The organism is Nocardia sp. NPDC050412 (assembly GCF_044458825.1).
Taxonomy (GTDB): Bacteria; Actinomycetota; Actinomycetes; order Mycobacteriales; family Mycobacteriaceae; genus Nocardia.
On the sequence record NZ_JBITIJ010000004.1, the window covers coordinates 246,605 to 268,307 of the forward strand.

Genomic DNA, 21,703 nt, shown 5'->3' on the forward strand with positions numbered 1-21,703 from the left:
TGGTCGGACAATTCGTCGTCCCATAAGGCGACCAGCCATGGTATCCGCCGAGCATCGGTTACCCCGTAAGCGGGCGGACACCGCTGGGCCACCTCCGTAGGTTATCGACTCCGCGCCCGATGTCCGGCATTTCGTGTGCCCCACATTTGCTGGCCGCGCGTAAGTTTCGCACCCCTTATCGGTGTTCGCACGTCGGGCGTTCAGCATGCGGTGACGGTGGTTGAGGTTCGGTTCTCGCACTGACGGAAGTACTCCGGAGGAGTCGGCGCATTCGGTGACCAAGTCCGGTGCGCGGATCAGCAACCGCTTGGCTTCCAGGATGGTTCGCTGAACGAGGGGTGTCTTCGGCGCTGCGGCCGGTGTTCTCCCTGGCCAGGCGGTCGAGGGTACGGATGGAGTGCCGACGCTGGCCGCGTGGTCGGTGACCCTGTGTCGACTTGGCAGACGCTACCGACTACGCCGGACTGACCGGTTTGTGCTTGCGGTATCGCCGGGCTGCTCGGGCGCATACGATCCAGTCTGATTCGCCAGCGGAACCTTAGTTCGGAAGTGCACAGCATGTCATCGGACAAGACCAGCACCTTGCTCGGTCTAATCCGTCATGCGACGACGCTGCGGCTGACACGCATCGCGACGCTGGTCGTGGGGAGCCTGGTGTTTCTGTACGCCTGCGAGGTCAGTCGAAACAGCGACCTTTCCGATGTCTGGGTGCAGGTCGCCGTGGCCACCGGATTCGCGCTCACCGGACTGACAACCGCCTGGTTCGAGGTGAAGGCCGCCGACCACGCCGCCACTCGCGCCCGCACCGATATCCGCGGTTTCCATATCGAATCCGACGGCATAACGGTGCGAGCCCGCATCACCCGCTCCGGCGATCTCGTCTTCCACGGACACGACACCAGCGGCGCCCATCCGGCATACGAATGGGACTGGGCCTTCCGGGCCTCCACCTTCCCTGCCATCCGCACCGCCCTCGGCGGCGGCCGGGGCGACCTGCTCGACCTCCTCGAACACACCGCCCCCGACCTGGACCGCCACGAACGCTACGACCCCGGCGCCTGGCTGTACAACCAGGGCATCCCCGCCGCCTTCCGGGAACGCGGCGACACTTCCCACCGCATTACCCGGAAGCTGCCCGTGGTCGGTCCCGATGCTTCCCGACCCGCCCCGTCCCGCGAAACCATTGGGGCACACCAGCTATCGAACACTCACCGTAACCCCGACGTGGACTCGCCTCGGCCCACCCGATCAAGCCGCCGCGAACCACCACCCGACCAAGCCCCGCCGGTCCCCACCCGACGCCGGACATCGGCCCGTCAAGATCCTCGGACCTCAGCGAAGCGCCCCGACGAACCACCAGCCGGAGGCCGCGGCCAGCCGTCGCACACCCGCCGCAGAGCAAAGGATCGGTGGGAGGCACAGCCGGAGGCTCATGCGGGCAGAACACCGAGTGATCGCTCGGACGCCGCACCAAGTGACGGCTGGGACGCACCATCGAGCGATCAGTGGGACGATCCGCCAGCACGCCCAACCGGACGATCGGGCACACCCCGCTACGAAGCATCGCCCGATAACAGGGTGGATCCATCAGCCGCCCGCCGTGGCGCACCAGCGACCCGACATCCTGAGCAACCACCATACGAACCAGGCACACCAACGCATGCCCGCCGCAGGACCCCTGCGGATCCACGGCAATCCGAGCCCTCGAGTAGTCACTGGAACGAACCCCCAGCCACCCGTTACAGGGCACAAGCGGCGGATTTCCGCGAAACCACCGGCTGGCCCCGGGACAAAAGTTCCGGCGCGCATCGGCACGTGCTATCCGGTGCACACCCCAGCGAACCGCCCCCGCCCGACCAGCGCGAACAACAGGCGCAGCGGCGAGACGAGCAACCTGGTCGGCGTCATCGCAGATCATAGGCTGCACACCGGGTAGCCCAGCTCATTGATGTGGCGGCAGCCGAACCCAGGCTCATTTGTGCTGAGGCGACGGAGCGAGCAGACCAGGCCACAAGTGATCAGCTGAACGCAGAGCAGAGTTCGTCGGGGCTACGGCGGCTGGAATCTCGGATGCCGCAGCGATGGCCAGCCCGGCCCCATTCCGCAGCACACCGCTTGACATTCCACATTGGAGGGTGCACGCTGAGGTCACCTTCCAATGTGGAATATGGACCTAGTCGTTAGGAACTGGACATGGAAATCTCGCCTGGTACTCGGGCCTCCGATGCGGAGCGCGAGAAGGTTGTGCGGCTGCTCGGACGGCACATGGCCGACGGTCGGATCGACCTCGCCGAATACGATCAGCGCGTCGCCCGCGTCTACGAGACCGGCGTTCGCGACGATCTGCAGCTAGTTCTCTCGGATCTGCCAAAATTGCCGAAAGAGTCTGCCACACAGAAGAACTCGATGAACCGCTTCCCGATCTGGCAGCAGATCGAAGGTACCTCGTGGCTCGGTGTGAGCGTGCTCGTGCTCACCATCTGGGCCGCGATCTCGATCAGCGTCGGCGAATTCACCTACCCGTGGCCGATCTGGGTCATCGGCCCATGGGGCGCCGTACTCGCCTTCCGCATGCTGGCCGGTTTCGAATCGGGCCGCTTCGGACGCCACACCAACTGACAATCGCCATGGTCAGGGATCCAGCCGTCGGAATACTCTGAGCGAGCGGGCTTTCGAGTGACGACGCCCAGCGCGAAAAGCCTTCGATCCGGCGGCCGGCGACTGAGCCCTTGGGCCTTGGTGGCGTTGCGGGAAGTTTCGGTGAGCATCCCGAAGAGGTTGGGACGCATTGGGTTTGCGCATTGATCTTCGGTGGTATTACGGGATCGTGAGGGCTTCAAGGTATTTGGCCTCGCTCGTGAGTGTGCTGGTGGCCGGTTTTGCGATTTCTGTCATATCCGTTCGGCCTGCGCTGGCGGCGCCGCAAGTGGTCGGTGAGACGCCGCTGGACGGCTCGGTCTCGCGAGTGGACGTCTACTCCCCCGCTATGGATCGGGTGGTGAGCAACAGGGTGATTCGAGCGGCGGGTGGGCCCGCGCCGACGCTGTATCTGCTCACCGGAATCGGTGGTGGCACCGATGGCATCTCGTGGTGGGACGATACGGATGTCCGGCAGTTCTTCGCCGACAAACACGTCAACGTGGTGATGCCGATCGGCGGCGCATACAGCATGTACACCGATTGGCTCAGCGACGATCCGGTGGTCGGCCGAAACCGGTGGCAGACCTATCTCTCGCGGGAACTCCCGGCTGTTCTGGATACCCGGCTCGGCAGCACCGGACGCAATGCGATCGCGGGTGTATCGATGAGTGCCGGGTCGGCAGTGGACCTGGCCATTCAGGCGCGCGATGTGTACAGCGCGGTGGCGGCCTACAGCGGATGTCCGTGGACGTCGGATGCGCTCGGGGTGGCGATGGTCAGCGCGCAGGTGATCCGCGGCGGGGCAAATCCGGTGAATATGTGGGGTGAGCTGGGCCAAGGGATCTGGCGAATGCACGATGCGTTCGCCAATGCGAGTGCGTTGGCGGGTAAGACGATCTATCTTTCGGCCGCCACCGGCACCCCTGGCGCGATCGATGAAGGCGGACTCGGCTTCCCGCCCGTCGAGGCCATCGCCAGCTCCTGCACGGATGCATTCGCGGACCGGCTCAGCGAGCTCGGACTCCCCGCCATCCATGTCAACCGCCCCGAAGGCTCACACACCTGGGGCCAGTTCGAAACCGACCTCCACGATTCCTGGCCGCACCTGGCCCGAGCCCTCGGCGCATGACCGTGCCTGACCCGTTGTGCCGATAGTCTCGGGCAGTGGCCTACTTCGCGCGCAAACTAGGCGCGTGTTGTGCCTGCCCGCAATCTGGGCGGCCACTCCCGCGCACCGATTCACGCGTCGCGCACATTTCGCCGGGCGAATCGGTACATGGCGCGGGAGAACGCGACCGCAGGCAGGAGAGGGCGCGCGGTCCACGGCGCGAAGTTGTCACGCGGCTAGGGCGTGACACTACGGTGGGGTGACATGGATACCGTCGCCGTGCCGGAGTGGGTCGACCTCGCGCCTGCGCGGGAGGTTCGGGCGGGGCGGGGTGTGCTTGGGGTGGCGGTATGTCTTGTGGTGGTGCAGTTGGTGATTCGGGGGTGGGCAGCGGGGAGTGGGTTCTTCTATTGGGATGATCTGATTTTGGTGGGTCGGTCGGGGAGTCATTCGCTGTGGTCGGCGGATTTGCTGTTGTACAACCACGATGGACATTTCATGCCGTTGGCGTTTGCTACGGCTTGGGTGGTTACTGCGATTGCACCGTTGACGTGGGCTGGGCCGGTGGTGTCGCTGGTGGTGTTGCAGTTGGCGGCTTCGGTGGCGGTGGTGCGGATGCTGGTCGTGCTTTCGGGGGTGCGGTGGGCGATTCTGGTGCCGCTGGGGTTTTACCTGTTCTGTCCGTTGACGCTTCCGGCGTTCGCGTGGTGGGCCGCCGCGCTCAATGCGCTGCCGCTGCAATTCGCGCTCGCTTGGGTGATCACTGATGCGGTGCGGCTGGTCGAGACGGGGCAGCGACGGTATGCGGCATCGGGGGTCGTGGTATTGGGGGTGGCGCTGCTCTTTTTCGAGAAGTCGGTGATCGTTCCGTTCGCGGCATTCGCTGTTGCGGCGCTCGTTCGGCATGTTGATGGTGTCGGATCCGCGCTGCGGGTGGTGGCGCGGCGTGGGGCGGCGCTATGGGGCGGGTCGGGCGTGGTGATCGCCTGCTGGCTGGCCGGATATCTGATGGTGGTGGATGTTTCGGCGGTGCACACCAGTCCGGCGGAATTGCGTGACTTATTGCCCGGCGCGACGTCATTGGGGATTGTGCCGACGCTGTTCGGCGGACCGTGGAGTTGGCAGCGCTGGCTACCGTCGACGCCGTGGGCGGATCCGCCGAGTTGGGCTGTCGTGGCGGCTTGGGTCGCATTGTGCGCGTTGGTGCTGCTTTCGCTGCGTGCCCGACTCCGGGTGGGGCCGGTGTGGGTGACAGCGGCGGTGTACGTGCTCGTCGCCCAACTGCCGGTCGCATTGGCCCGCAGCGGACCGAACACGGCCGGCGAGCTGATGCAGTCCCTGCGCTACTTCGCCGATATCGCGGTGGTGTTGACCGCCGCGGGTGCGCTGATATTGCGTGCCCAGCCGCGCGACCACGGTTCGGATCTGCTTCCAGGTACGCACGGCCGCACCGCTGAAATACTTACCGGTTTTCGCGATCTCGCGCGTGTGCCGCATTTGCGGAGTGGGGCCGGTGCGGCATGCGGGCGGGGCCGTGCGGTGCTTTGGGGCGTCGGTGGTCGGGTGACCGGGTGGATTCTCAGGATGGGTAATCGGATACCGGTATTAGTGCCCGGTTTGCGGGTTACGGCTGTGTTGGGGGCGGTGTTTCTGGTGAGCAGTCTTTGGTCTACTGCGTCGTTTGTGGAGTCTTGGCGGGTCAATCCGACGAGGACGTATGTGACGAATGTGAAGGGGGCGTTGGCGGCGGGTGATGGGGTGCCGTTGCTGGAGCAGGAGGTGCCATGGGATGTGTTGAATCCGACGGCTTATCCGCAGAATCTGGTCAGTCGGGTGCTTGCGCCGCTCGCGACGCCGACTACGTTTGCTGATTCGACTCCGCGGTTGCGGATGATTACTGATAGCGGTGAGATTGTCGAGGCGGCGGTTTGGTGGAATCGCAGTATTGTGCCCGGGCCCGAGGCCGGCTGTGGGTATCGGATTCAGGGGCCGCAGCCGAGCGATATTCCGTTGGATGGGCCGATGCTCGAGCATGAATGGACCGTGCAGCTCAACTATCTGGCCAACGAAGATGGACGGATTACTGTCTCGTTCGAACACGGCGAGCCCGTGAGTGCGCCGGTTCGCGAAGGGTTGAATACGGTCTACGTTCGAGTGGTCGGTAGCGGGTCCATGCTCCGAATCAGTCCTCGCACACCAGGACTCGCCCTCTGTCTCGGGGTTGGGCCCGTAGGAGTTGCCTCCTACGACAACTGACCTCCGGGCGGGTGCCAACTACAGAATGGCGAAGGCGACAACCAGACCGAGCGCGAAATGCGCGGCTGCTACCACGAGAACCTCGGTGGTGTAGACATCGGACGCCAGCGCCGCACCTATATCGATGCCGAGTGCGCGCTCGATGACCCGCACCGAGATCACCTGCGCGATAATGCCGACCAACCCGTAGACGCTGGCCGCGATGAGTCCCTCGGAGAGTTTGCCCGCCGAGGCGTAGGTCGCCAGGACCACGATCAAGGCCATGCTGACCATGCCCGCGGCCGTGACGATGATGGCATTCGGTTTACCCGCAGCGACCAACGCGCGCAGCTTGCCGGGTGTGGTCAGATCGATGGCGTAGAAGCCGACGAGCATGAGGGCCAAGCCGACAATGGCGTAGAGGACGATGGCTCCAACGCCGGTGCCGAGCGAGTTCCAGTAACCCGATTCGAGGGCAACTGCGGTCATCGTGATCCTTCCGAGGTGAGGTCGCGTTTGCTACTGCGTAATACGGTGCGGGACAAAGGCCGAGCCGTCGTCGGTGATCAATCCTGCCGTTTCACGAATCCCGAGTCCGGCCGCGTTGTCGCCGACGATCCAAGCGCCGAGGACCGGGCGCATATCGTCGAATTCCGGTAGCGGGTCCAGCAATTGGTAGACGAAACCCTCTTCGCCGTAGACCCCGCCGGTGGCCGTCTCCAGGCCCGCGCCGACAATGGTCATATTCGCGCCCTCGCGCCCGAGCTTCGGCTTTCTAATGTATTCGGTGAGCTCATTGGGCTGATCGAGGTAGGCGGGCAATAGGTTCGGATGCCCGGGATACATTTCCCACAGGATGGCGAGGATCGCCTTATTGCTCAGCAGGGTCTTCCACAGCGGCTCGACCCACATGGTCTGCGGCAGGCTCGCGACCACACGCTTACCGAAATCGTCGTCGAGCACCCACTCCCACGGATAGAGCTTGAAGATCGCATCGATCGAACCCTCGGCCAGATCGACGAAACGCTCCAGCTCGCTGTCGAATCCGACGTCCTCGATCGGTAATGCGATGGTGTCGAATCCGGCCTCGGCGGCGGTCTCCTGCATATACGCGGTGGTGACGTTGTCCTCACCGGTAGCGTCCGCACCGGACCAGGTGAAATGCAATTGCGCGGAGGGCAGGATGTCGCGCAGCTCGGTCCAGCGCTCGACCAGCTTCTCGTGTAGGGAATTCCACTGATCGCCATCGGGATAGAGCGCGGTGAGCCAGTGCCACTGCACAATTGCCGCCTCTAGCAGCGAAGTCGGCGTATCGGCGTTGTACTCCAACAGTTTCGCCGGACGGCGCGCGTCATAGCGCAGATCGAAGCGCCCGTAGACGTACGGATCATTGCGCTTCCAGGATTCCGCGATCGGCCCCCAACTCCATTCGGGCAGACCGAAATCCTTGTACCGCTCGGTGAGTACCACATGCTCGACGGCATTCAGGCACATCGAATGCAGCAGTTCGACATCGGCCTCCAGCGCGAGGATCTCCGACATCTCGAACTCGTAGCGCACCGATTCATCCCAGTACGGCCGTGGCAGACCGCTCGCATCCCGGCCTGGTGATCCGTAGACAAGTCCCTGGCCCTCGATGATCTGCTGCCAGCCGGGCCGCGGCGTAGCGCGCACGCGTCGCATTACGAACCCCCGCTGCTCTTGCTGCTGGTGCCGAGACCGCCGCGAGTGATGGTGCTGCCGCTCTTGGTCGAGATCTGAGCGCCCTTGGGCTGCACCGTAGTTCCGCCGGTCGGCGGTTTGCCGACGGTGTTGTTGCCACCGTAGTAGTAGCGGTACTGGTGCCCGTTGTAGATGAAGATCCCGTTGCTACCGGTGTACGCTCCGGTCGTCCCGGATCCGACGGCGGTCGAGGCGACCTCGCAGTCGTCGTCGGGCGCGGTGACCTCCTGACCGTTCTGATCGATCACGGTGCAATAGGCGGTCACCTGATCGGGTTTGGTGAGCGCGCGGTATGCGAGATAACCGCCCCCGACCAAACCCGCGACACCGACAATGGCGACACCGCCGATGAGCACGCGCTTGCGAGTGCGTTTCTTTTGCTCGGCGGCCGCCGTCGCGGCCCGCTCGGCCTCCTCGGCGCGCTTACGTGCCTTGTCACGCGCCCGCGCCTCCGCCACCGTCGGCGGGCGCGGCTGGGTGATACCGGGCTCTTGCCGCTGGATACTGCCCCTTTGCGGCGGGCTACTGAACCGCCGCGGCTCGGCGCCGGGCTGAACCGGCCCGCCACCCGGCGGACCAGCCCCGCCATCCTGCGAACCAGAGCCGCCACCGGCCGCGTCAGACCCAGGACTTGCAGGACCAGCCTCGGCACCCGCCGAGTGGGCCCCACTCCCCGGCGAAAACGGTTGCGATGGCGTGCTTTCAAATCCCGCGTACCCGCCGGACTCGGGCACGTCAGGCTTCGACGACCCCGGCTCCGGATCGGGCTGAGTCCGTCCCGCGTCGTCTCCCGCCCCCGGACCTCCCGTACTCAACGATCACATCGCTCGGTCGTCGAAACCACTACCGCTCCTCGAATCCGGACAAATCTCCCCGCGCGGGTTCCCAGCTTTCCACAACAAGGTCGACCCGACCAGGAGTATCTCCAGAACGCAGAAGATCCAGCAACATTTCGCATGCGGGTCGTGGACCTTCGGCCACCACATGCACCCGACCGTCGCGGGCATTGGTGGCGTGTCCGACGAGTCCGAGTGCCAACGCCCGTGAGCGCGTCCACCAGCGGAAGCCGACGCCCTGCACGTAGCCGTGCACCCATGCGCTGAGCCGAACCGCTTCCGGCATCACGCGTCGATGGCGTCGATATCGAATGTCAGCGTGACCTTCGAACCGGCCTTGAGCGTCCGGCCGACGGTGCAGACCTTGTCGATGGCACGCTGCACGGTGACCAGCAGTCGCTCGCGGGCCTGCTCGTCCAATTCGCTGAGGTCCAGCTCGAACACCTCGTCGAGCTGCGGGTACACCTCGTTCTCGCGGTCGGCGTCGCCGGAGACGTGGATGGTCGCGTCGAAGGTGTCGCCCAGCTTGCGCGAGAGCGGGAAGTCCGCGCTCAGTCCGGAGCAGCCCGCCAGGGCGATCTTCAGCAGCTCACCCGGGGTGAAGGCTCCCGGTACGCCCTGCGACGCGATCAATACCTCGGCACCGCGCGAACTGCGACCGGTGTACGCCCTCGTCCCTGTGCGCTCGACCCACAGGGTGGTCGGCTCGGTCGCGGCGGCGGTGGTGGTCGCGGATGCGGTGGTCTGGTCAGCCATGGTCTGATCCTGCCATTCTCTAAATGGAACACTCACTCCCGCCAACGCCATGCGAGCGCGAGCCCTTCCGCGAATGGCCACCCGAGCCGGTGATCTCCGAGACATCACTCCTGGAATCGGTACCCCATTCCGGCCTCGGTCAGCAGATGCTTCGGATTCGACGGGTCGATCTCGAGCTTGCGCCGCAACTGCGCGAGATACACCCGCAGATAATGCGTTTCGGTGGCGTACGACGGCCCCCACACCTCGCGCAGCAGCTCGCGCCGCCCGACGAGTTTGCCGCGGTTGCGCACCAGCATCTCGAGCATCCCCCACTCGGTCGGGGTCAGATGCACCGGTTCACCGTTCCTGGTGACCTTCTTCGCGCTCAGGTCGACGGTGAACGAGGACGTCACCACCACCGGATCCGAAGTATCGGTATCGGTCGCGCCGCGGCGGACCGCGGCCCGCAGCCGAGCGAGCAGCTCATCCATGCCGAACGGCTTGGTGACATAGTCGTCCGCGCCCGCATCCAGCGCCTCCACCTTGTCGGTCGAATCGGTACGCGCCGAGAGCACGATCACCGGTGCCGCAGACCAGCCGCGCAATCCGGCCAGTACCTCGATACCGTCCATATCGGGCAGGCCCAGATCCAGGATGACCACATCGGGATGCTTATCGGCCGCCGCTCGCAATGCCGCCGCGCCGGTGCCCGCGGTGATCACCTCATAGCCGCGCACCGACAAATTGATGCGCAGTGCGCGCACGATCTGCGGTTCGTCATCGACCACAAGCACCTTCGTCGACGGTGCTTCCTGCTTCTTGTCGGTCATCACGACTTCCTGTGCGGTCCGCGGCGTCGTTGTGCTCATCATCAGCTGCTCACCTCGGTTTCATCGGCAGGCAGGTCCACGATCATCGTCAATCCTCCGCCCGGTGTCGGTTCGGCGTGCACGGTGCCGCCCATCGCCTCGACGAAGCCGCGCACCACCGACAGGCCGAGCCCTACCCCCGAGGTGTTGTCACGATCGCCGAGCCGCTGGAAAGGCTCGAATAATTGCTCCTCGGTGCCCGGCGGGACACCGGGACCCAGATCGACCACGGCGATCGACACCTGGTCGCCGTCGCGTTCCGCGGTGACCCGAACAGGCGAATCACGGGTCGAATGCCGAAGTGCGTTATCGATCAGATTGGCCAGCACCCGCTCGAGCAGGCCGCTATCTGCCCGCACCGAAACCTCGCCGACCTCCACCTTGACCCGATCCATCGCCGCGCGCCGCAGTCCGCGCGCGCCCATCCCGACGCTCACCAGCGCCTGATGCACGACCTCATCCATGTACACCCGACGGAACTGCGGCTGCACCACACCGACCGCCAGACGCGACGAGTCGAGCAGATTGCCGACCAGCGCGGTCAGCTGATCCACCGATTCCTCGATGGTTTCCAGCAATTCGACGGTGTCCTCGGGCGAGAACTCGATGTCGTCACTGCGCAGACTGGAAACCGCGGCCTTGGCCCCGGCCAGCGGTGTGCGTAGATCGTGGCTCACCGCGGACAGCAGCGCCCGGCGCAACCGGTCGGCCTCGAGCAGGGCCGCGGCGGCGCTGGCCTCCTCGGCCAGCCGAGACTGGCGGACCAGTCCGGCCGCCTGATTGGCGACCGCGTTGAGCACCGGACGGTCGGTCGCGGCGAGGGGACGTCCGGCCAACAGCAGCCAGCTCATCGCATCGCCCGCCTGAATCGCGGTTTCGGCCTCGGAGGCCCGCTGCGGCGGACTCGTGCCGACCGCCGCGATCACCTCGTCACCGCACTGCATGCTGACCGCGCGAAGCCCGTAGGTCTCGCGCACATATTCCAGCAGCTTGGGCAGATCCGCACCGTGCAGCACGGCTCCGGCGAACAGGGTCAGCAACTCGGCCTGCTGGGAGGCTCGGCGCGCCTGACGGGTCTGTTTGGCGGCCACATCGACCAGCGCCGCGACCGCCACCGCGACGATCAGCAACACCGCCACCGTGACGAAGCTGTCCGGTTCGGCGATGGTCAAGCTGTAGCGCGGATCGACGAAGAACCAGTTCAACAGCATGCCCGACAGCAGCGCCGAAAGTGCCGCTGGCACAACGCCACCCAATAACGCCACCGCGACGACGCCGATGAAGAACACCGCACTGAGCCCGCCGAGCTGCAGATATCCGTCCAGAAAGAAGGAGCAGACGGCCGAGACCGCCACCGGAACCAGCACCGCCGCGAGCCATGCGCGGATCGGCTGGCGCGGCATCAGCGAATAGCGGCGCAGCCCTCGGTTTGCCTCCTCGTGCGTGACCATGTGCACATCGATCTTGCCGGATGCCTGTACCACGGCGGAGCCGATGCCCTCGTCGAGCATGCGCGCCCAGCGCGAGCGCCGGGACGTGCCGAGCACCAACTGGGTCGCATTCACCTCGCGGGCGAATTCCAGCAGCGTATTCGGCACATCGTCACCGGTGACCGTATGCAGCGAGGCATCCAGACTCGCGGCGAATTCCCGCAGCCGTGCCAGCCGTTCGGTCGACACCCCGGCAAGTCCATCGCCGCGCACCACATGCAGCAGGATCAGGTCGGCGCTGGATTTGGTGGCGATGCGGCCAGCCCGGCGCACCACCGTCTCCGATTCGGGACCGCCGGTCACCGCGACGACGACACGTTCGCGCGCCTCCCACAGCTCAGTGATCTTGTGGTCGGCCCGGTATTTCGCCAATGCGGCGTCGACCTGATCGGCCAGCCACAGCAGCGCCAATTCGCGCAGGGCGGTGAGATTGCCGGGCCGGAAGTAGTTGCGCAGCGCCGCGTCGACCCTGTCGGCGGCGTACACGTTGCCGTGAGACAGCCTGCGCCGCAACGCCTCCGGCGTGATATCGACCAGTTCGACCTGGTCGGCGCTGCGCACCACGGCATCGGGCACGGTTTCCTTCTGCTGGATGCCGGTGATCTGCTCGACGACGTCGTTGAGGCTCTCCAGATGCTGCACATTGACCGTCGAGATCACATCGATGCCCGCGGCCAGCAAATCCTCGACGTCCTGCCAACGCTTGGCGTGTTTGCTCCCCGGCGCGTTGGTGTGCGCGAGTTCGTCGACCAGCGCCACCGCCGGTGCGCGGCGCAGCACCGCTTCCACATCGAGTTCGGGCAGCGTCGTGCCGCGATAGGCCACCATGCGCGGTGGAATCCGCTCGATGCCCGCCAGCAGTTCCGCGGTTTTGGCTCGGCCGTGTGTCTCCACTACCGCAGCTACCACGTCGCGGCCGCGTTCGAGTCGGCGATGAGCCTCGGCCAACATGGCGTAGGTCTTGCCGACCCCCGGTGCCGCACCGAGGTAGATGCGCAGTAGCCCGCGTTTCACTCGTCCATCATCGCGCGATACGGCGTGTCGCCGAAGATCCGTACCCGTTCTGTCGCGGTATCCGAATCCCGCCCCATCATCGCCAGCGCGCGGATGATCAGCGCGCAACAGATGAATCCGATGATCACCGCGACCGTGACAGCCGACATGACAATCCTTTCACCGACCAATAGGACCCCGGTCGCGCTGGCATCCCCCGCATGGCCGGTCGATGAATTTCTACTCCCGTATCGGCTGTCTATCTGGATCTTTACGGGGTGTTGACGGGTTGTCCCGCTACCTTGACGGCATCCTTTCGCTGGGTGCCCGAGCCTTCCCCCGTAAATGAAGCGTCAATGCTCATCAACACGCCGCCAAGAACCCGTAAACAGGCTGCGCACCAGCTCGAATGGCCGCTTGACTGCCCATGTCGCGCGCCATACCGGCGGCGCCAATGGAGGTTGTGTAAATGTCTGTCCTGGTGTTCACGGTGCTCACCGTGGCGATCTTCGCCCTGCTGGGCCTGATCCAGCGTGGGGTGGAAAAGCTGTGATCGCGAACCTGATCGGTCTGGTCCTCGCCGTACTCATCGCCGTCTACATGGTGGCGGCGCTGCTGTTCCCCGAGAGGTTCTAGTTGAACACGACCACCGCGGGGATCGCCTTCGTCGCATCCCTGATCATCGCGTTGGCCCTGGTGCATGTGCCGCTCGGCGACTACATGTTCCGGGTATACAACGCCGAGAAGCACTCGCGCGCCGAGCGAGTCGTCTACAAGGCCATCGGCGTGCAGCCCGAGGTCGAACAGACCTGGGGCGTCTACGCCCGCAGTGTGCTGGCGTTCTCGGCGGTCAGCATCCTGTTCCTGTTCTTCCTCCAGCTGATCCAGGGCAAGCTGCCGCTACACCTGCACGATCCGGCGACCGAGATGACCCCGGCGCTGGCCTGGAATACCGCGGTCAGCTTCGTGACGAATACGAATTGGCAGAACTACTCCGGTGAGTCGACCCAGGGTCACCTGGTGCAGATGGCCGGTCTCGCGGTGCAGAACTTCGTCTCGGCGGCTGTCGGTATCGCGGTGGCGGTCGCGCTGGTGCGCGGCTTCGCCCGCCGCCACACCGGCGAACTCGGCAACTTCTGGGTGGATCTGGTGCGCGGTACTATCCGCATCCTGTTGCCGTTCGCGTTCGTTTTCGCGATCGTGCTCATCGCCGGTGGCGCCATCCAGAATTTCCACCTGCACGATCAGGTCGCGCAGACGCTGAACGGTAGCGAGCAGACGATCACCGGCGGGCCGGTGGCCAGCCAGGAGGTCATCAAGGAACTCGGCACCAATGGTGGCGGCTTCTATAACGCGAACTCCGCGCATCCGTTCGAGAACCCCAACGCCTGGACCAACTGGCTGGAAATCTTCCTGCTGCTGGTGATCAGCTTCTCGCTGCCGCGCACGTTCGGTCGCATGGTCGGCAGCAAGAAGCAGGGCTACGCGATCGTGGCCGTGATGGGCACCATCGCGCTTATCAGCGTGACCTTGCAGAACTTCTTCCAGCTGCAGCACCATGGGACCGTGCCGACGGCGATCGGCGCGTCCATGGAGGGTGTCGAAACGCGGTTCGGCGTCGCCGATTCCGCGACCTTCGCCACCGCGACCACGCTGACCTCGACCGGTGCCGTCGACTCCTTCCACGACTCGTATACCAGCCTCGGTGGCATGATGACGATGTTCAACATGCAGTTGGGTGAGGTCGCGCCCGGTGGTACCGGCTCGGGTCTGTACGGCATGCTCATCCTCGCGGTGATCACCGTCTTCGTGGCCGGTCTGATGGTCGGGCGCACGCCGGAGTACCTGGGCAAGAAGATCACCCCGCGCGAAATCAAGCTCGCCGCGTCGTACTTCTTGATCAGCCCGCTGATCGTGCTCGTCGGCACCGCCGTCGCCATGGCAATGCCGGACCAGCGGGCGAGCATGGCCAACAGCGGGCCGCACGGACTCTCAGAGGTGTTGTACGCCTTCACATCCGCGGCGAATAACAACGGGTCCGCCTTCGCGGGTCTGACCGGAAATACCGAGTGGTACAACACCGCGCTCGGCCTGGCCATGGTTTTCGGGCGGTTCCTGCCGATGATCTTCGTGCTCGCGCTCGCAGGTTCGCTGGCCCAGCAGGGCACCACTCCCGAGTCGATCGGCACGCTACCGACGCACCGGCCGCAGTTCGTCGGCATGGTCGTCGGTGTGACGGTGATCTTGGTCGCGCTCACCTTCCTGCCCGCACTCGCACTCGGGCCGCTCGCTGAAGGAATCCACTGAAATGACCAGTCCCACTACTGAAATCATCAGCGTTCCGGACGAGTTCAACGAGTCGAAGAAGCGGCTGGAACACAACCGCGGTCGTGTCCCGCGTGGCGCGCTCGACCCGAAGATGCTGCTGACATCGCTGCCGGATGCCGCGCGCAAGCTCGACCCGCGCACCATGTGGCGCAACCCGGTGATGTTCATCGTCGAGATCGGCGCGGTCTGGTCGACGATCCTCGCGATCACCGACCCCAGCTTCTTCGCGTGGGCGATCGTGGTGTGGCTGTGGCTCACCGTGATCTTCGCCAACCTCGCCGAAGCAGTCGCCGAGGGCCGCGGCAAGGCACAAGCCGACACCCTGCGTAAGGCGAAGACCGACACCGTTGCTCGGCGACTGGTCGACTGGTCTCCCGGCGCCAGAATCGTCGAGGAGAAGGTCGGCGCGCCCGAACTGCAGCGCGGCGACTACGTCGTCGTCGAGGCGGGGCAGATCATCCCCGGTGACGGCGATGTCGTGGAAGGCATCGCCTCGGTGGACGAATCAGCCATCACCGGCGAATCCGCCCCGGTCATCCGGGAATCCGGCGGTGACCGCTCGGCCGTCACCGGCGGCACCACGGTCCTGTCCGATCGGATCGTCGTGAAGATCACCCAGGAGCCGGGCGCGAGCTTCATCGACAAGATGATCGCCCTCGTCGAAGGTGCTTCCCGGCAGAAGACGCCGAACGAAATCGCGCTGAACATCCTGCTCGCCTCGCTGACGATCATCTTCGTCTTCGCGGTGGTCACCCTGCAGCCGCTGGCTATCTTTTCCAAGGCGAACAACCCTGGCGTTACGGATACTTCGGCACTCGATGTGCACGGCATCACCGGCATTGTCATGGTCTCGCTGCTGGTCTGCCTGATCCCGACCACCATCGGAGCACTGCTCTCGGCCATCGGCATCGCGGGTATGGACCGCCTGGTCCAGCGCAACGTACTGGCTATGTCCGGCCGCGCGGTCGAGGCCGCCGGCGACGTGAACACCCTGCTGCTGGACAAGACCGGCACCATCACACTCGGCAACCGCCAAGCCTCGGAATTCGTTCCGGTACCCGGCGTTCCGGATAACGAACTGGCCGATGCCGCACAGCTTTCCAGCCTCGCCGACGAGACCCCCGAGGGTCGCTCCATCGTCGTCTACGCCAAGCAGGCGTTCAACAAACGCGAACGCACACCGGGCGAGCTGACCGGCGCGACCTGGGTGGAATTCACCGCCCAGACCCGCATGTCCGGCGTGAACCTTCAGGACGGGCACCAACTGCGCAAAGGTGCGGCCAGCGCGGTCACCGAATGGGTTCGCGCACAAGGAGGGGACGTACCTACCGAGATCGGCGTGATCGTCGATGACGTCTCGGCCTCCGGTGGTACGCCACTGGTGGTCGGTGAGGTCAACGATGGCACGGCCCGGCTGCTCGGTGTCATCCACCTCAAGGACGTCGTCAAGCAGGGCATGCGGGAGCGTTTCGACGAGATGCGCCGCATGGGCATCCGCACCGTCATGATCACCGGCGACAACCCGTTGACCGCCAAGGCGATCGCCGATGAGGCGGGCGTGGACGACTTCCTCGCCGAAGCCACGCCGGAAGACAAGCTGGCCCTGATCAAACAGGAGCAGGACGGCGGCAGGCTGGTCGCGATGACCGGTGACGGCACCAACGACGCTCCGGCACTGGCACAGGCCGACGTGGGCGTCGCGATGAACACCGGCACCTCCGCGGCCAAGGAAGCCGGGAACATGGTCGATCTGGATTCGGATCCGACCAAGCTCATCGAGATCGTGGAGATCGGCAAACAGCTGCTCATCACCCGTGGCGCGCTGACCACTTTTTCGATCGCCAACGACATCGCCAAGTACTTCGCGATCCTGCCCGCGCTGTTCATCGCACTGTTCCCCGGCCTCGACGCGCTCAACATCATGCGGCTGGCCAGCCCGCAGTCGGCGATCCTGTCGGCGGTCATCTTCAACGCACTCGTCATCATCGCGCTGATCCCATTGGCGCTGCGCGGGGTGAACTACACACCGACCCATGCGTCGAAACTGTTGAGCCGCAACCTGACCATCTACGGCCTCGGCGGCATCATCGCACCGTTCATCGGCATCAAACTCATCGACCTCGTTGTCCAACTCCTCCCCGGGATGTCCTGATATGCGTATGTCAACCTGGATCCGGCAGCATCTGGCCGCGTTGCGTGCGCTGCTGGTGCTCACCGCGATCACCGGAATCGTCTATCCGCTAGCGGTTTTCGCGGTCGCTCAGTTGCCCGGCCTGCACGACAAAGCCGAGGGCTCGCTGATCACCGTCGCCGGAAAGACAGTGGGCTCCAGCCTGATCGGGCAGTCCTTCACCGATAAACACGGCAATGTGCTGGCGCAGTACTTCCAAAGCCGCCCCTCCGCAGCCGGTGACGGCTACGATCCACTGTCCACCGCCGCGTCCAACCTCGGCCCGGAAAGCATCGTCGACACCCTCGACTCCGATCCGGACAAGGTGAAACTGAGCCAGCTCTCCACCGTCTGCGCGCGCAGCAAGGAGGTCGGCGACCGTGAGGCGGTCGACGGCAGCCGCCCGTTCTGCACCAAAGACGGTGTCGGCGCGGTGCTTTCAGTGATCGGTCCACGCGACACCGACGGCGAGGTCTCGCAACCAGTGCAGGTCATCAGCGTCAACGAAGCATGCCCGACGACACCATTCCTGGACACCTACAACGGTGTCGAAGTCGAGTGCGCCAAACCGGGCGAGGACTACTCGGCCGGCCGCATCGTCCCGATCTACGGCGACGCCGCAACCAACACACCAGTACCCACCGACGCGGTCACCGCCAGCGGCAGCGGTCTCGACCCGCACATCACGCCGCGGTACGCGGCCATCCAGGTCACGCGAATCGCCAAGGCCCGCAATATCTCCGAGGATCAGGTGCGCACACTCGTCGACGCGCACACCGATGGCCGGACCCTCGGCTTCCTCGGTGAACCGCGCGTCGATGTGGTCGAGCTGAACCTCGATCTCGACAAGCGATACCCGTTGCGCGGCTAACGACCCGAGCGCTCATTCCCGATGGGAATGGGCGCTCGGTCGATTCTGTTCAGTTGTCCTCGACGCAGGCGAAGCAATACGCCGATGCGGCGAGATACTGGTGGCAGTCCGGGCCATGGCCCGCATGCGTACTGCAGATGAAACGCGCCAGGTCGAGATCGAGATCCATGGGCTCGGCACTGCAATCACGGTGCTGACTGCTCCACAGATCCCGGCGATCCAGTGATGTCTGCATTGTGCACCTCCAGCCTGCTGGTATTCAGTGGAGAAGCAAACCAATGTCCTTACGGTGGTGGATTACCCGATTCGGCGCGGTTCATCGCGTGATCTGCCAATCATCGGGCAGACGCACGGTGGTGACCTGATCGCCCTCGGCCTCGAGATCCACGGTCGCCGAACCCAATCGCAGATCACTCAAAGTGACCGTGCCCCACTGCGGCGGCAGCTGCGGTCTGACAGTGAGCGTGTGCGACGGCGCGGCCGGATCCAATCCGAGGAACGAGCGCACCAGCAATAGCGGTGCCGCGCTGGCCCACGCCTGCGGTGAACAGGAAGTGGGATATGGGACCGGAGCGGCGAACTGATCGCGCGGGAATCCGCAGTACAGCTCGGGCAGCCGACCGCCGAAAGAGGCTGCCGCATCGAGTAATCCGCCCGCCAGCCGGGTGGCGAGCTCGACCGCGCCCGGCACCTGCCGGTAGCGTAGCAAGCCCGCGACGGCGATCGCGGTATCGTGCGGCCAGACCGATCCACAGTGGTAGCTCATCGGGTTGTAGGCACCCATCGACGAGGCGAGTGTGCGCAGCCCGAAGCCGGTGTCCATTTCGGGTCCGGAGAGCCGCCCGACCATTTCGGCGGCGTGCTCGTCACTGGCGATGCCGGTCCAAAGACAATGCGCCACATTGCTCGTCAGCGCGTCGACCTGCCGTTTGCCGCCGTCGAGTGCGACCGCGTACCAACCCTGTTGCGGCAACCAGAACTGTTCGGCGAATTTACCTCGCAGTTCGGCGGCCCGCTCGCGTAACCGGGTCGCGGCGCGCTGATCGTCGAATGCCTCGGCCAATTCCGCGCGGGACAGCAGTGCGGCATACGCATAGCCCTGCACTTCGCACAGCGCGATCGGCGCCTCCGCGAGGTGTCCCGCAGCATCGTTGATTCCGTCGAAACTGTCCTTCCACCCCTGATTGACCAGGCCGCGATCGGTGGCACGGCGATATTCGACGAAGCCGTCGCCGTCACGATCGCCGTAATCGGTGATCCACCGCACCGCGGCGTCGGCGGCGGGCAGCAGTTCCCTGATCACCTCCGAATCCGCGCCCCACCGATGACATTCCGCCAGCAACATGATGAAAAGCGGTGTGGCATCCGCGCTTCCGTAATAGGTACTGCCACCGAGCACATGCCCGCTGGCCGGGCCGCGGCGCATTTCGTGCATGATCCGTCCCGGCTCCTCCTCGGTGAGCGGATCGATACACTGCCCTTGCATTTCGGCCAACTGCTGCAGTGTGCCCAGCGCGAGATCCACTTCCAAAGGAAGCGCCATCCACGCTGTGAGCAAACTGTCGCGGCCGAACAGGGTCATGAACCAGGGCGCACCCGCGGCCACGAACGGACGGCCTTCGCCGGATTCGTCGTGGATCTGCAAGGCGCCCAAGTCGCTTTCCGAGCGGCGGAGTACCTGGGTGAGAACGGGATCCGCGGAAGTGATCTTCGTCGCGGTGTGTCGCCATGCCGCCATCTTGCGGCTCGGCGCGCTGAGCCCATGGTGCTCCCCCGGCGCCAATGGCGCCTGGACGCGCTGATTACCGACGGTCGGCTGGGCCACGATCTCGGTTTGCCAGCGTTCGCCGGGCAGCACGACCACCCGCCAGAGCAGGGTGCCGGGCAGAACAGCGGGCTCGACGGTCGCCGAGACCGTGAGCCCGCGCATCCGATCGGTGCGGTCGTGCAGCAGCAGTTCGCCTTCGGCCACGGCGACCTCGGCGCGGCCGTGCGCTACGCGGCCCTCCTTGACCGCGAACAGATCGACGAAATCAGCGTCGACATGCAATTCCAGGGTGACCGCGGTGGCCTCGCGGCCCATATTCTCCAGCGTCAGGATCTCGTGCATGCCGTCGGCGATGAGGCGTTCGCGCACCACGAGCAGGGTGCTATCGACCTGTCCGGCCTGCGGTGGCCGGCGCAGCACGAATCTGGCGGCGAACGCCTCTGGGCTGAGCACCGACAGTGATTCGGCAGGTTTGCCGTCCACCAGCAGTTCCCAGCGGGAGATGACGCGGGCGTCGCGAAAGAACAACCCGTGCGGGTGTCCCGGTTCGACATCACCGAGCCGATTCGATAGGCAGAAGGTTCCGCCCTCGACCAAGGTCACCGAACTTCCACAACCGCCGAGACCGGTCGGCTCACCGGAATTCAGCGGTGCGGGATTCGACGCGACGCCGGCGTCAGTGGTCATACGCGTTCGCTGGCGGGAATACGGACCGGCACCGTCTTATCGAGCAGCAGTGCCGCGCGCGCATGACGCCGCGAACGCAGGAGCTGGTGATAGACCTGCTCGTAGCCGCGCCCGAGCGTGCCAGCGCCGAAGTTCGCCTCGACGTGTGCGCGGCATGCGGCCGGATCCATCTGGCTCGCTTCGGCGATCGCCGCGGGCAGCTCGGACGGATCATCACAGATCCGGCCGGTCACACCATCGACGACGACCTCGGCAACGGCTCCGCCGCGAAGCGCGACCACCGGCGTACCGCAGACCATCGCTTCGATCATCACCATGCCGAACGGTTCCTCCCAGTCGATCGGGAACAACAGGCAACGCGCACCCGCGAGCAGTTTGCGCTTGGCCTGCGCATCCGCGAGTCCGAAAAGATGATCGCGCTCGGTGATCAGTGGGCGCACATGTTTCTCGAAATACGCCCGCTCGGGTGCCTCACTGCATTTGCCCGCGAGCACCAGAGGAATACCGGCCTCGTGCGCGGCTTGCAATGCCAGATGCGTGCCCTTGGTTGCGGTGAAGCGGCCGAGAAACAGTGCGTAGTCGCCTTTTTCGGTTTGGTACGGCCACTGGTCGACATGCAGTGCATTGTGTACGCGACCGACCCAATTCAGATCGGGCGCCAATTCGCGCTGCCGATCACTGATCGCGACCAGCGATACTTCCTGGCCCAATTCGCGATAGTAGTGGTAGCAGTCGCCCTCGTCGACCGGGCCGTGCACGGTCACCACTGTCGGCAAGCCCAGTCCCATATATGCCGGGGCATTCAGTGGTCCGGCAAAGGTGTGGTCGTGCACCAGATCCACGCCCGAGGTGGCGGCAACCTGTTCGATCGCCCTTCGCACCTTCAGAGCGTGCACGACCTCGGGAAACGGCTCGCCGAGCCGTTCGGGTAACGCGCGATCCCAAACCGGAACGAATTTCGCTGTGGTACCGGGTTCGCCGGCGCCGAACAATGTCACGTCGTGCCCGCGTGCGACCAAGGCGTCGACCAAATCGGCGACTACGGCCTCGACTCCGCCATAGGCCTTCGGCGGTACGTCGAAGTATGGCGGAACAACCATCGCAATGCGGAATCGTTCACCGACGTGATCGGTAGACAGCAAATCCGAAGCGGCAATGGGCGCCGAATTCGGCGCGATTAGACCTGCGCTCATGACCATCCTTCCAGGGACAACCTTGTGCACATCCACCCAGCACTTCGGTGCGCTG

19 protein-coding genes are annotated in these 21,703 nt (G+C 65.0%); 8 read left to right on the plus strand and 11 right to left on the minus strand.

The features are described 5' to 3' along the window. Positions 1–558: 558 nt before the first annotated feature. The 4 genes from ACIBI6_RS12640 to ACIBI6_RS12655 all read left to right on the plus strand — a co-directional run bounded on the left by ACIBI6_RS12640 (position 559) and on the right by ACIBI6_RS12655 (position 6,004). Positions 559–1,920 carry a hypothetical protein gene (locus ACIBI6_RS12640; RefSeq protein ID WP_364341763.1) on the plus strand — a complete coding sequence of 454 codons (1,362 nt, stop codon included), beginning with the start codon at positions 559–561 and terminating at the stop codon, positions 1,918–1,920. Between the two features lie 273 nt (positions 1,921–2,193). Then, the gene (locus ACIBI6_RS12645) at positions 2,194–2,619 is read left to right on the plus strand and encodes a DUF1707 domain-containing protein (protein ID WP_364341765.1); all 426 of its coding nucleotides are present in this window, start codon (positions 2,194–2,196) and stop codon (positions 2,617–2,619) included. A 247-nt stretch (positions 2,620–2,866) separates the two neighbouring features. Continuing rightward, a complete protein-coding gene (locus tag ACIBI6_RS12650; RefSeq protein ID WP_396956486.1) occupies positions 2,867–3,769 on the plus strand; it encodes an alpha/beta hydrolase in 903 nt (300 codons plus the stop codon). 243 nt (positions 3,770–4,012) lie between these two features. Then, positions 4,013–6,004 carry a hypothetical protein gene (locus ACIBI6_RS12655; protein ID WP_396956159.1) on the plus strand — a complete coding sequence of 664 codons (1,992 nt, stop codon included), beginning with the start codon at positions 4,013–4,015 and terminating at the stop codon, positions 6,002–6,004. Positions 6,005–6,022: 18 nt separating this feature from the next. On the opposite strand, the gene ACIBI6_RS12660 is transcribed toward ACIBI6_RS12655, so the two are convergent. The 8 genes from ACIBI6_RS12660 to ACIBI6_RS12695 form a co-directional block, all read right to left on the minus strand. After that, complete coding sequence (locus ACIBI6_RS12660; protein ID WP_063042863.1) at positions 6,023–6,472, minus strand: DUF350 domain-containing protein; 450 nt, start codon at positions 6,470–6,472, stop codon at positions 6,023–6,025. 30 nt (positions 6,473–6,502) lie between these two features. Next, complete coding sequence (locus ACIBI6_RS12665) at positions 6,503–7,666, minus strand: glutathionylspermidine synthase family protein (protein ID WP_364341770.1); 1,164 nt, start codon at positions 7,664–7,666, stop codon at positions 6,503–6,505. Next, positions 7,666–8,163, minus strand: coding sequence for a hypothetical protein (locus tag ACIBI6_RS12670; protein ID WP_396956160.1), 498 nt, complete (start codon positions 8,161–8,163; stop codon positions 7,666–7,668). The genes ACIBI6_RS12665 and ACIBI6_RS12670 overlap by 1 nt, the downstream gene beginning before the upstream one ends. 385 nt (positions 8,164–8,548) lie before the next feature. Further along, entirely contained in the window at positions 8,549–8,827 is a 279-nt protein-coding gene (locus tag ACIBI6_RS12675; protein WP_364341772.1) for an acylphosphatase, read from the minus strand. Further along, positions 8,827–9,297, minus strand: coding sequence for an OsmC family protein (locus ACIBI6_RS12680; RefSeq protein ID WP_364341774.1), 471 nt, complete (start codon positions 9,295–9,297; stop codon positions 8,827–8,829). The genes ACIBI6_RS12675 and ACIBI6_RS12680 overlap by 1 nt, the downstream gene beginning before the upstream one ends. 104 nt (positions 9,298–9,401) lie before the next feature. Next, positions 9,402–10,109 carry a response regulator gene (locus ACIBI6_RS12685; RefSeq protein ID WP_364342042.1) on the minus strand — a complete coding sequence of 236 codons (708 nt, stop codon included), beginning with the start codon at positions 10,107–10,109 and terminating at the stop codon, positions 9,402–9,404. 41 nt (positions 10,110–10,150) lie between these two features. Next, complete coding sequence (locus ACIBI6_RS12690) at positions 10,151–12,652, minus strand: ATP-binding protein (RefSeq protein WP_396956161.1); 2,502 nt, start codon at positions 12,650–12,652, stop codon at positions 10,151–10,153. Next, entirely contained in the window at positions 12,649–12,801 is a 153-nt protein-coding gene (locus tag ACIBI6_RS12695; RefSeq protein ID WP_396956162.1) for a hypothetical protein, read from the minus strand. Before ACIBI6_RS12695 ends, ACIBI6_RS12690 begins: the two co-directional genes overlap by 4 nt. Before the next feature lie 175 nt (positions 12,802–12,976). Here ACIBI6_RS12695 and ACIBI6_RS12700 point away from each other — a divergent pair, with 175 nt between their 5' ends. The 4 genes from ACIBI6_RS12700 to ACIBI6_RS12715 all read left to right on the plus strand — a co-directional run bounded on the left by ACIBI6_RS12700 (position 12,977) and on the right by ACIBI6_RS12715 (position 18,000). Next, positions 12,977–13,267 (plus strand): potassium-transporting ATPase subunit F, encoded by a 291-nt coding sequence (locus ACIBI6_RS12700; protein WP_396956163.1) that lies wholly within the window; start codon positions 12,977–12,979, stop codon positions 13,265–13,267. Continuing rightward, positions 13,268–14,938: a potassium-transporting ATPase subunit KdpA gene (gene kdpA / locus ACIBI6_RS12705; protein WP_396956164.1), complete on the plus strand. Its 1,671-nt coding sequence runs from the start codon at positions 13,268–13,270 to the stop codon at positions 14,936–14,938. A 112-nt stretch (positions 14,939–15,050) separates the two neighbouring features. Further along, positions 15,051–17,111: a potassium-transporting ATPase subunit KdpB gene (gene kdpB, locus ACIBI6_RS12710; protein WP_396956488.1), complete on the plus strand. Its 2,061-nt coding sequence runs from the start codon at positions 15,051–15,053 to the stop codon at positions 17,109–17,111. 1 nt (position 17,112) lies between these two features. Continuing rightward, a complete protein-coding gene (locus ACIBI6_RS12715) occupies positions 17,113–18,000 on the plus strand; it encodes a potassium-transporting ATPase subunit C (protein ID WP_396956165.1) in 888 nt (295 codons plus the stop codon). 49 nt (positions 18,001–18,049) lie between these two features. On the opposite strand, the gene ACIBI6_RS12720 is transcribed toward ACIBI6_RS12715, so the two are convergent. From ACIBI6_RS12720 to ACIBI6_RS12730, 3 genes are all read right to left on the minus strand, one after another. Continuing rightward, positions 18,050–18,235 (minus strand): hypothetical protein, encoded by a 186-nt coding sequence (locus tag ACIBI6_RS12720; RefSeq protein WP_364341784.1) that lies wholly within the window; start codon positions 18,233–18,235, stop codon positions 18,050–18,052. An 81-nt stretch (positions 18,236–18,316) separates the two neighbouring features. Beyond that, a complete protein-coding gene (locus tag ACIBI6_RS12725) occupies positions 18,317–20,455 on the minus strand; it encodes a glycogen debranching N-terminal domain-containing protein (protein ID WP_364341786.1) in 2,139 nt (712 codons plus the stop codon). Next, on the minus strand, positions 20,452–21,648 hold the full coding sequence (locus ACIBI6_RS12730; RefSeq protein WP_396956166.1) for a glycosyltransferase family 4 protein: 1,197 nt from the start codon (positions 21,646–21,648) through the stop codon (positions 20,452–20,454). The genes ACIBI6_RS12725 and ACIBI6_RS12730 overlap by 4 nt, the downstream gene beginning before the upstream one ends. Positions 21,649–21,703 lie beyond the last annotated feature (55 nt).

Bases quoted from the DNA above. Each gene is read 5' to 3' on its own strand.
- ACIBI6_RS12640 (WP_364341763.1), top strand. From the start codon at position 559: ATGTCATCGGACAAGACCAGCACCTTGCTCGGTCTAATCCGTCATGCG.
- ACIBI6_RS12645 (WP_364341765.1), top strand. From the start codon at position 2,194: ATGGAAATCTCGCCTGGTACTCGGGCCTCCGATGCGGAGCGCGAGAAG.
- ACIBI6_RS12655 (WP_396956159.1), top strand. From the start codon at position 4,013: ATGGATACCGTCGCCGTGCCGGAGTGGGTCGACCTCGCGCCTGCGCGG.
- ACIBI6_RS12660 (WP_063042863.1), bottom strand. From the start codon at position 6,472: ATGACCGCAGTTGCCCTCGAATCGGGTTACTGGAACTCGCTCGGCACC.
- ACIBI6_RS12665 (WP_364341770.1), bottom strand. From the start codon at position 7,666: ATGCGACGCGTGCGCGCTACGCCGCGGCCCGGCTGGCAGCAGATCATC.
- ACIBI6_RS12675 (WP_364341772.1), bottom strand. From the start codon at position 8,827: ATGCCGGAAGCGGTTCGGCTCAGCGCATGGGTGCACGGCTACGTGCAG.
- ACIBI6_RS12680 (WP_364341774.1), bottom strand. From the start codon at position 9,297: ATGGCTGACCAGACCACCGCATCCGCGACCACCACCGCCGCCGCGACC.
- ACIBI6_RS12685 (WP_364342042.1), bottom strand. From the start codon at position 10,109: ATGACCGACAAGAAGCAGGAAGCACCGTCGACGAAGGTGCTTGTGGTC.
- ACIBI6_RS12695 (WP_396956162.1), bottom strand. From the start codon at position 12,801: ATGTCGGCTGTCACGGTCGCGGTGATCATCGGATTCATCTGTTGCGCG.
- ACIBI6_RS12700 (WP_396956163.1), top strand. From the start codon at position 12,977: ATGAAGCGTCAATGCTCATCAACACGCCGCCAAGAACCCGTAAACAGG.
- kdpB (WP_396956488.1), top strand. From the start codon at position 15,051: ATGCTGCTGACATCGCTGCCGGATGCCGCGCGCAAGCTCGACCCGCGC.
- ACIBI6_RS12715 (WP_396956165.1), top strand. From the start codon at position 17,113: ATGCGTATGTCAACCTGGATCCGGCAGCATCTGGCCGCGTTGCGTGCG.
- ACIBI6_RS12720 (WP_364341784.1), bottom strand. From the start codon at position 18,235: ATGCAGACATCACTGGATCGCCGGGATCTGTGGAGCAGTCAGCACCGT.
- ACIBI6_RS12725 (WP_364341786.1), bottom strand. From the start codon at position 20,455: ATGACCACTGACGCCGGCGTCGCGTCGAATCCCGCACCGCTGAATTCC.
- ACIBI6_RS12730 (WP_396956166.1), bottom strand. From the start codon at position 21,648: ATGAGCGCAGGTCTAATCGCGCCGAATTCGGCGCCCATTGCCGCTTCG.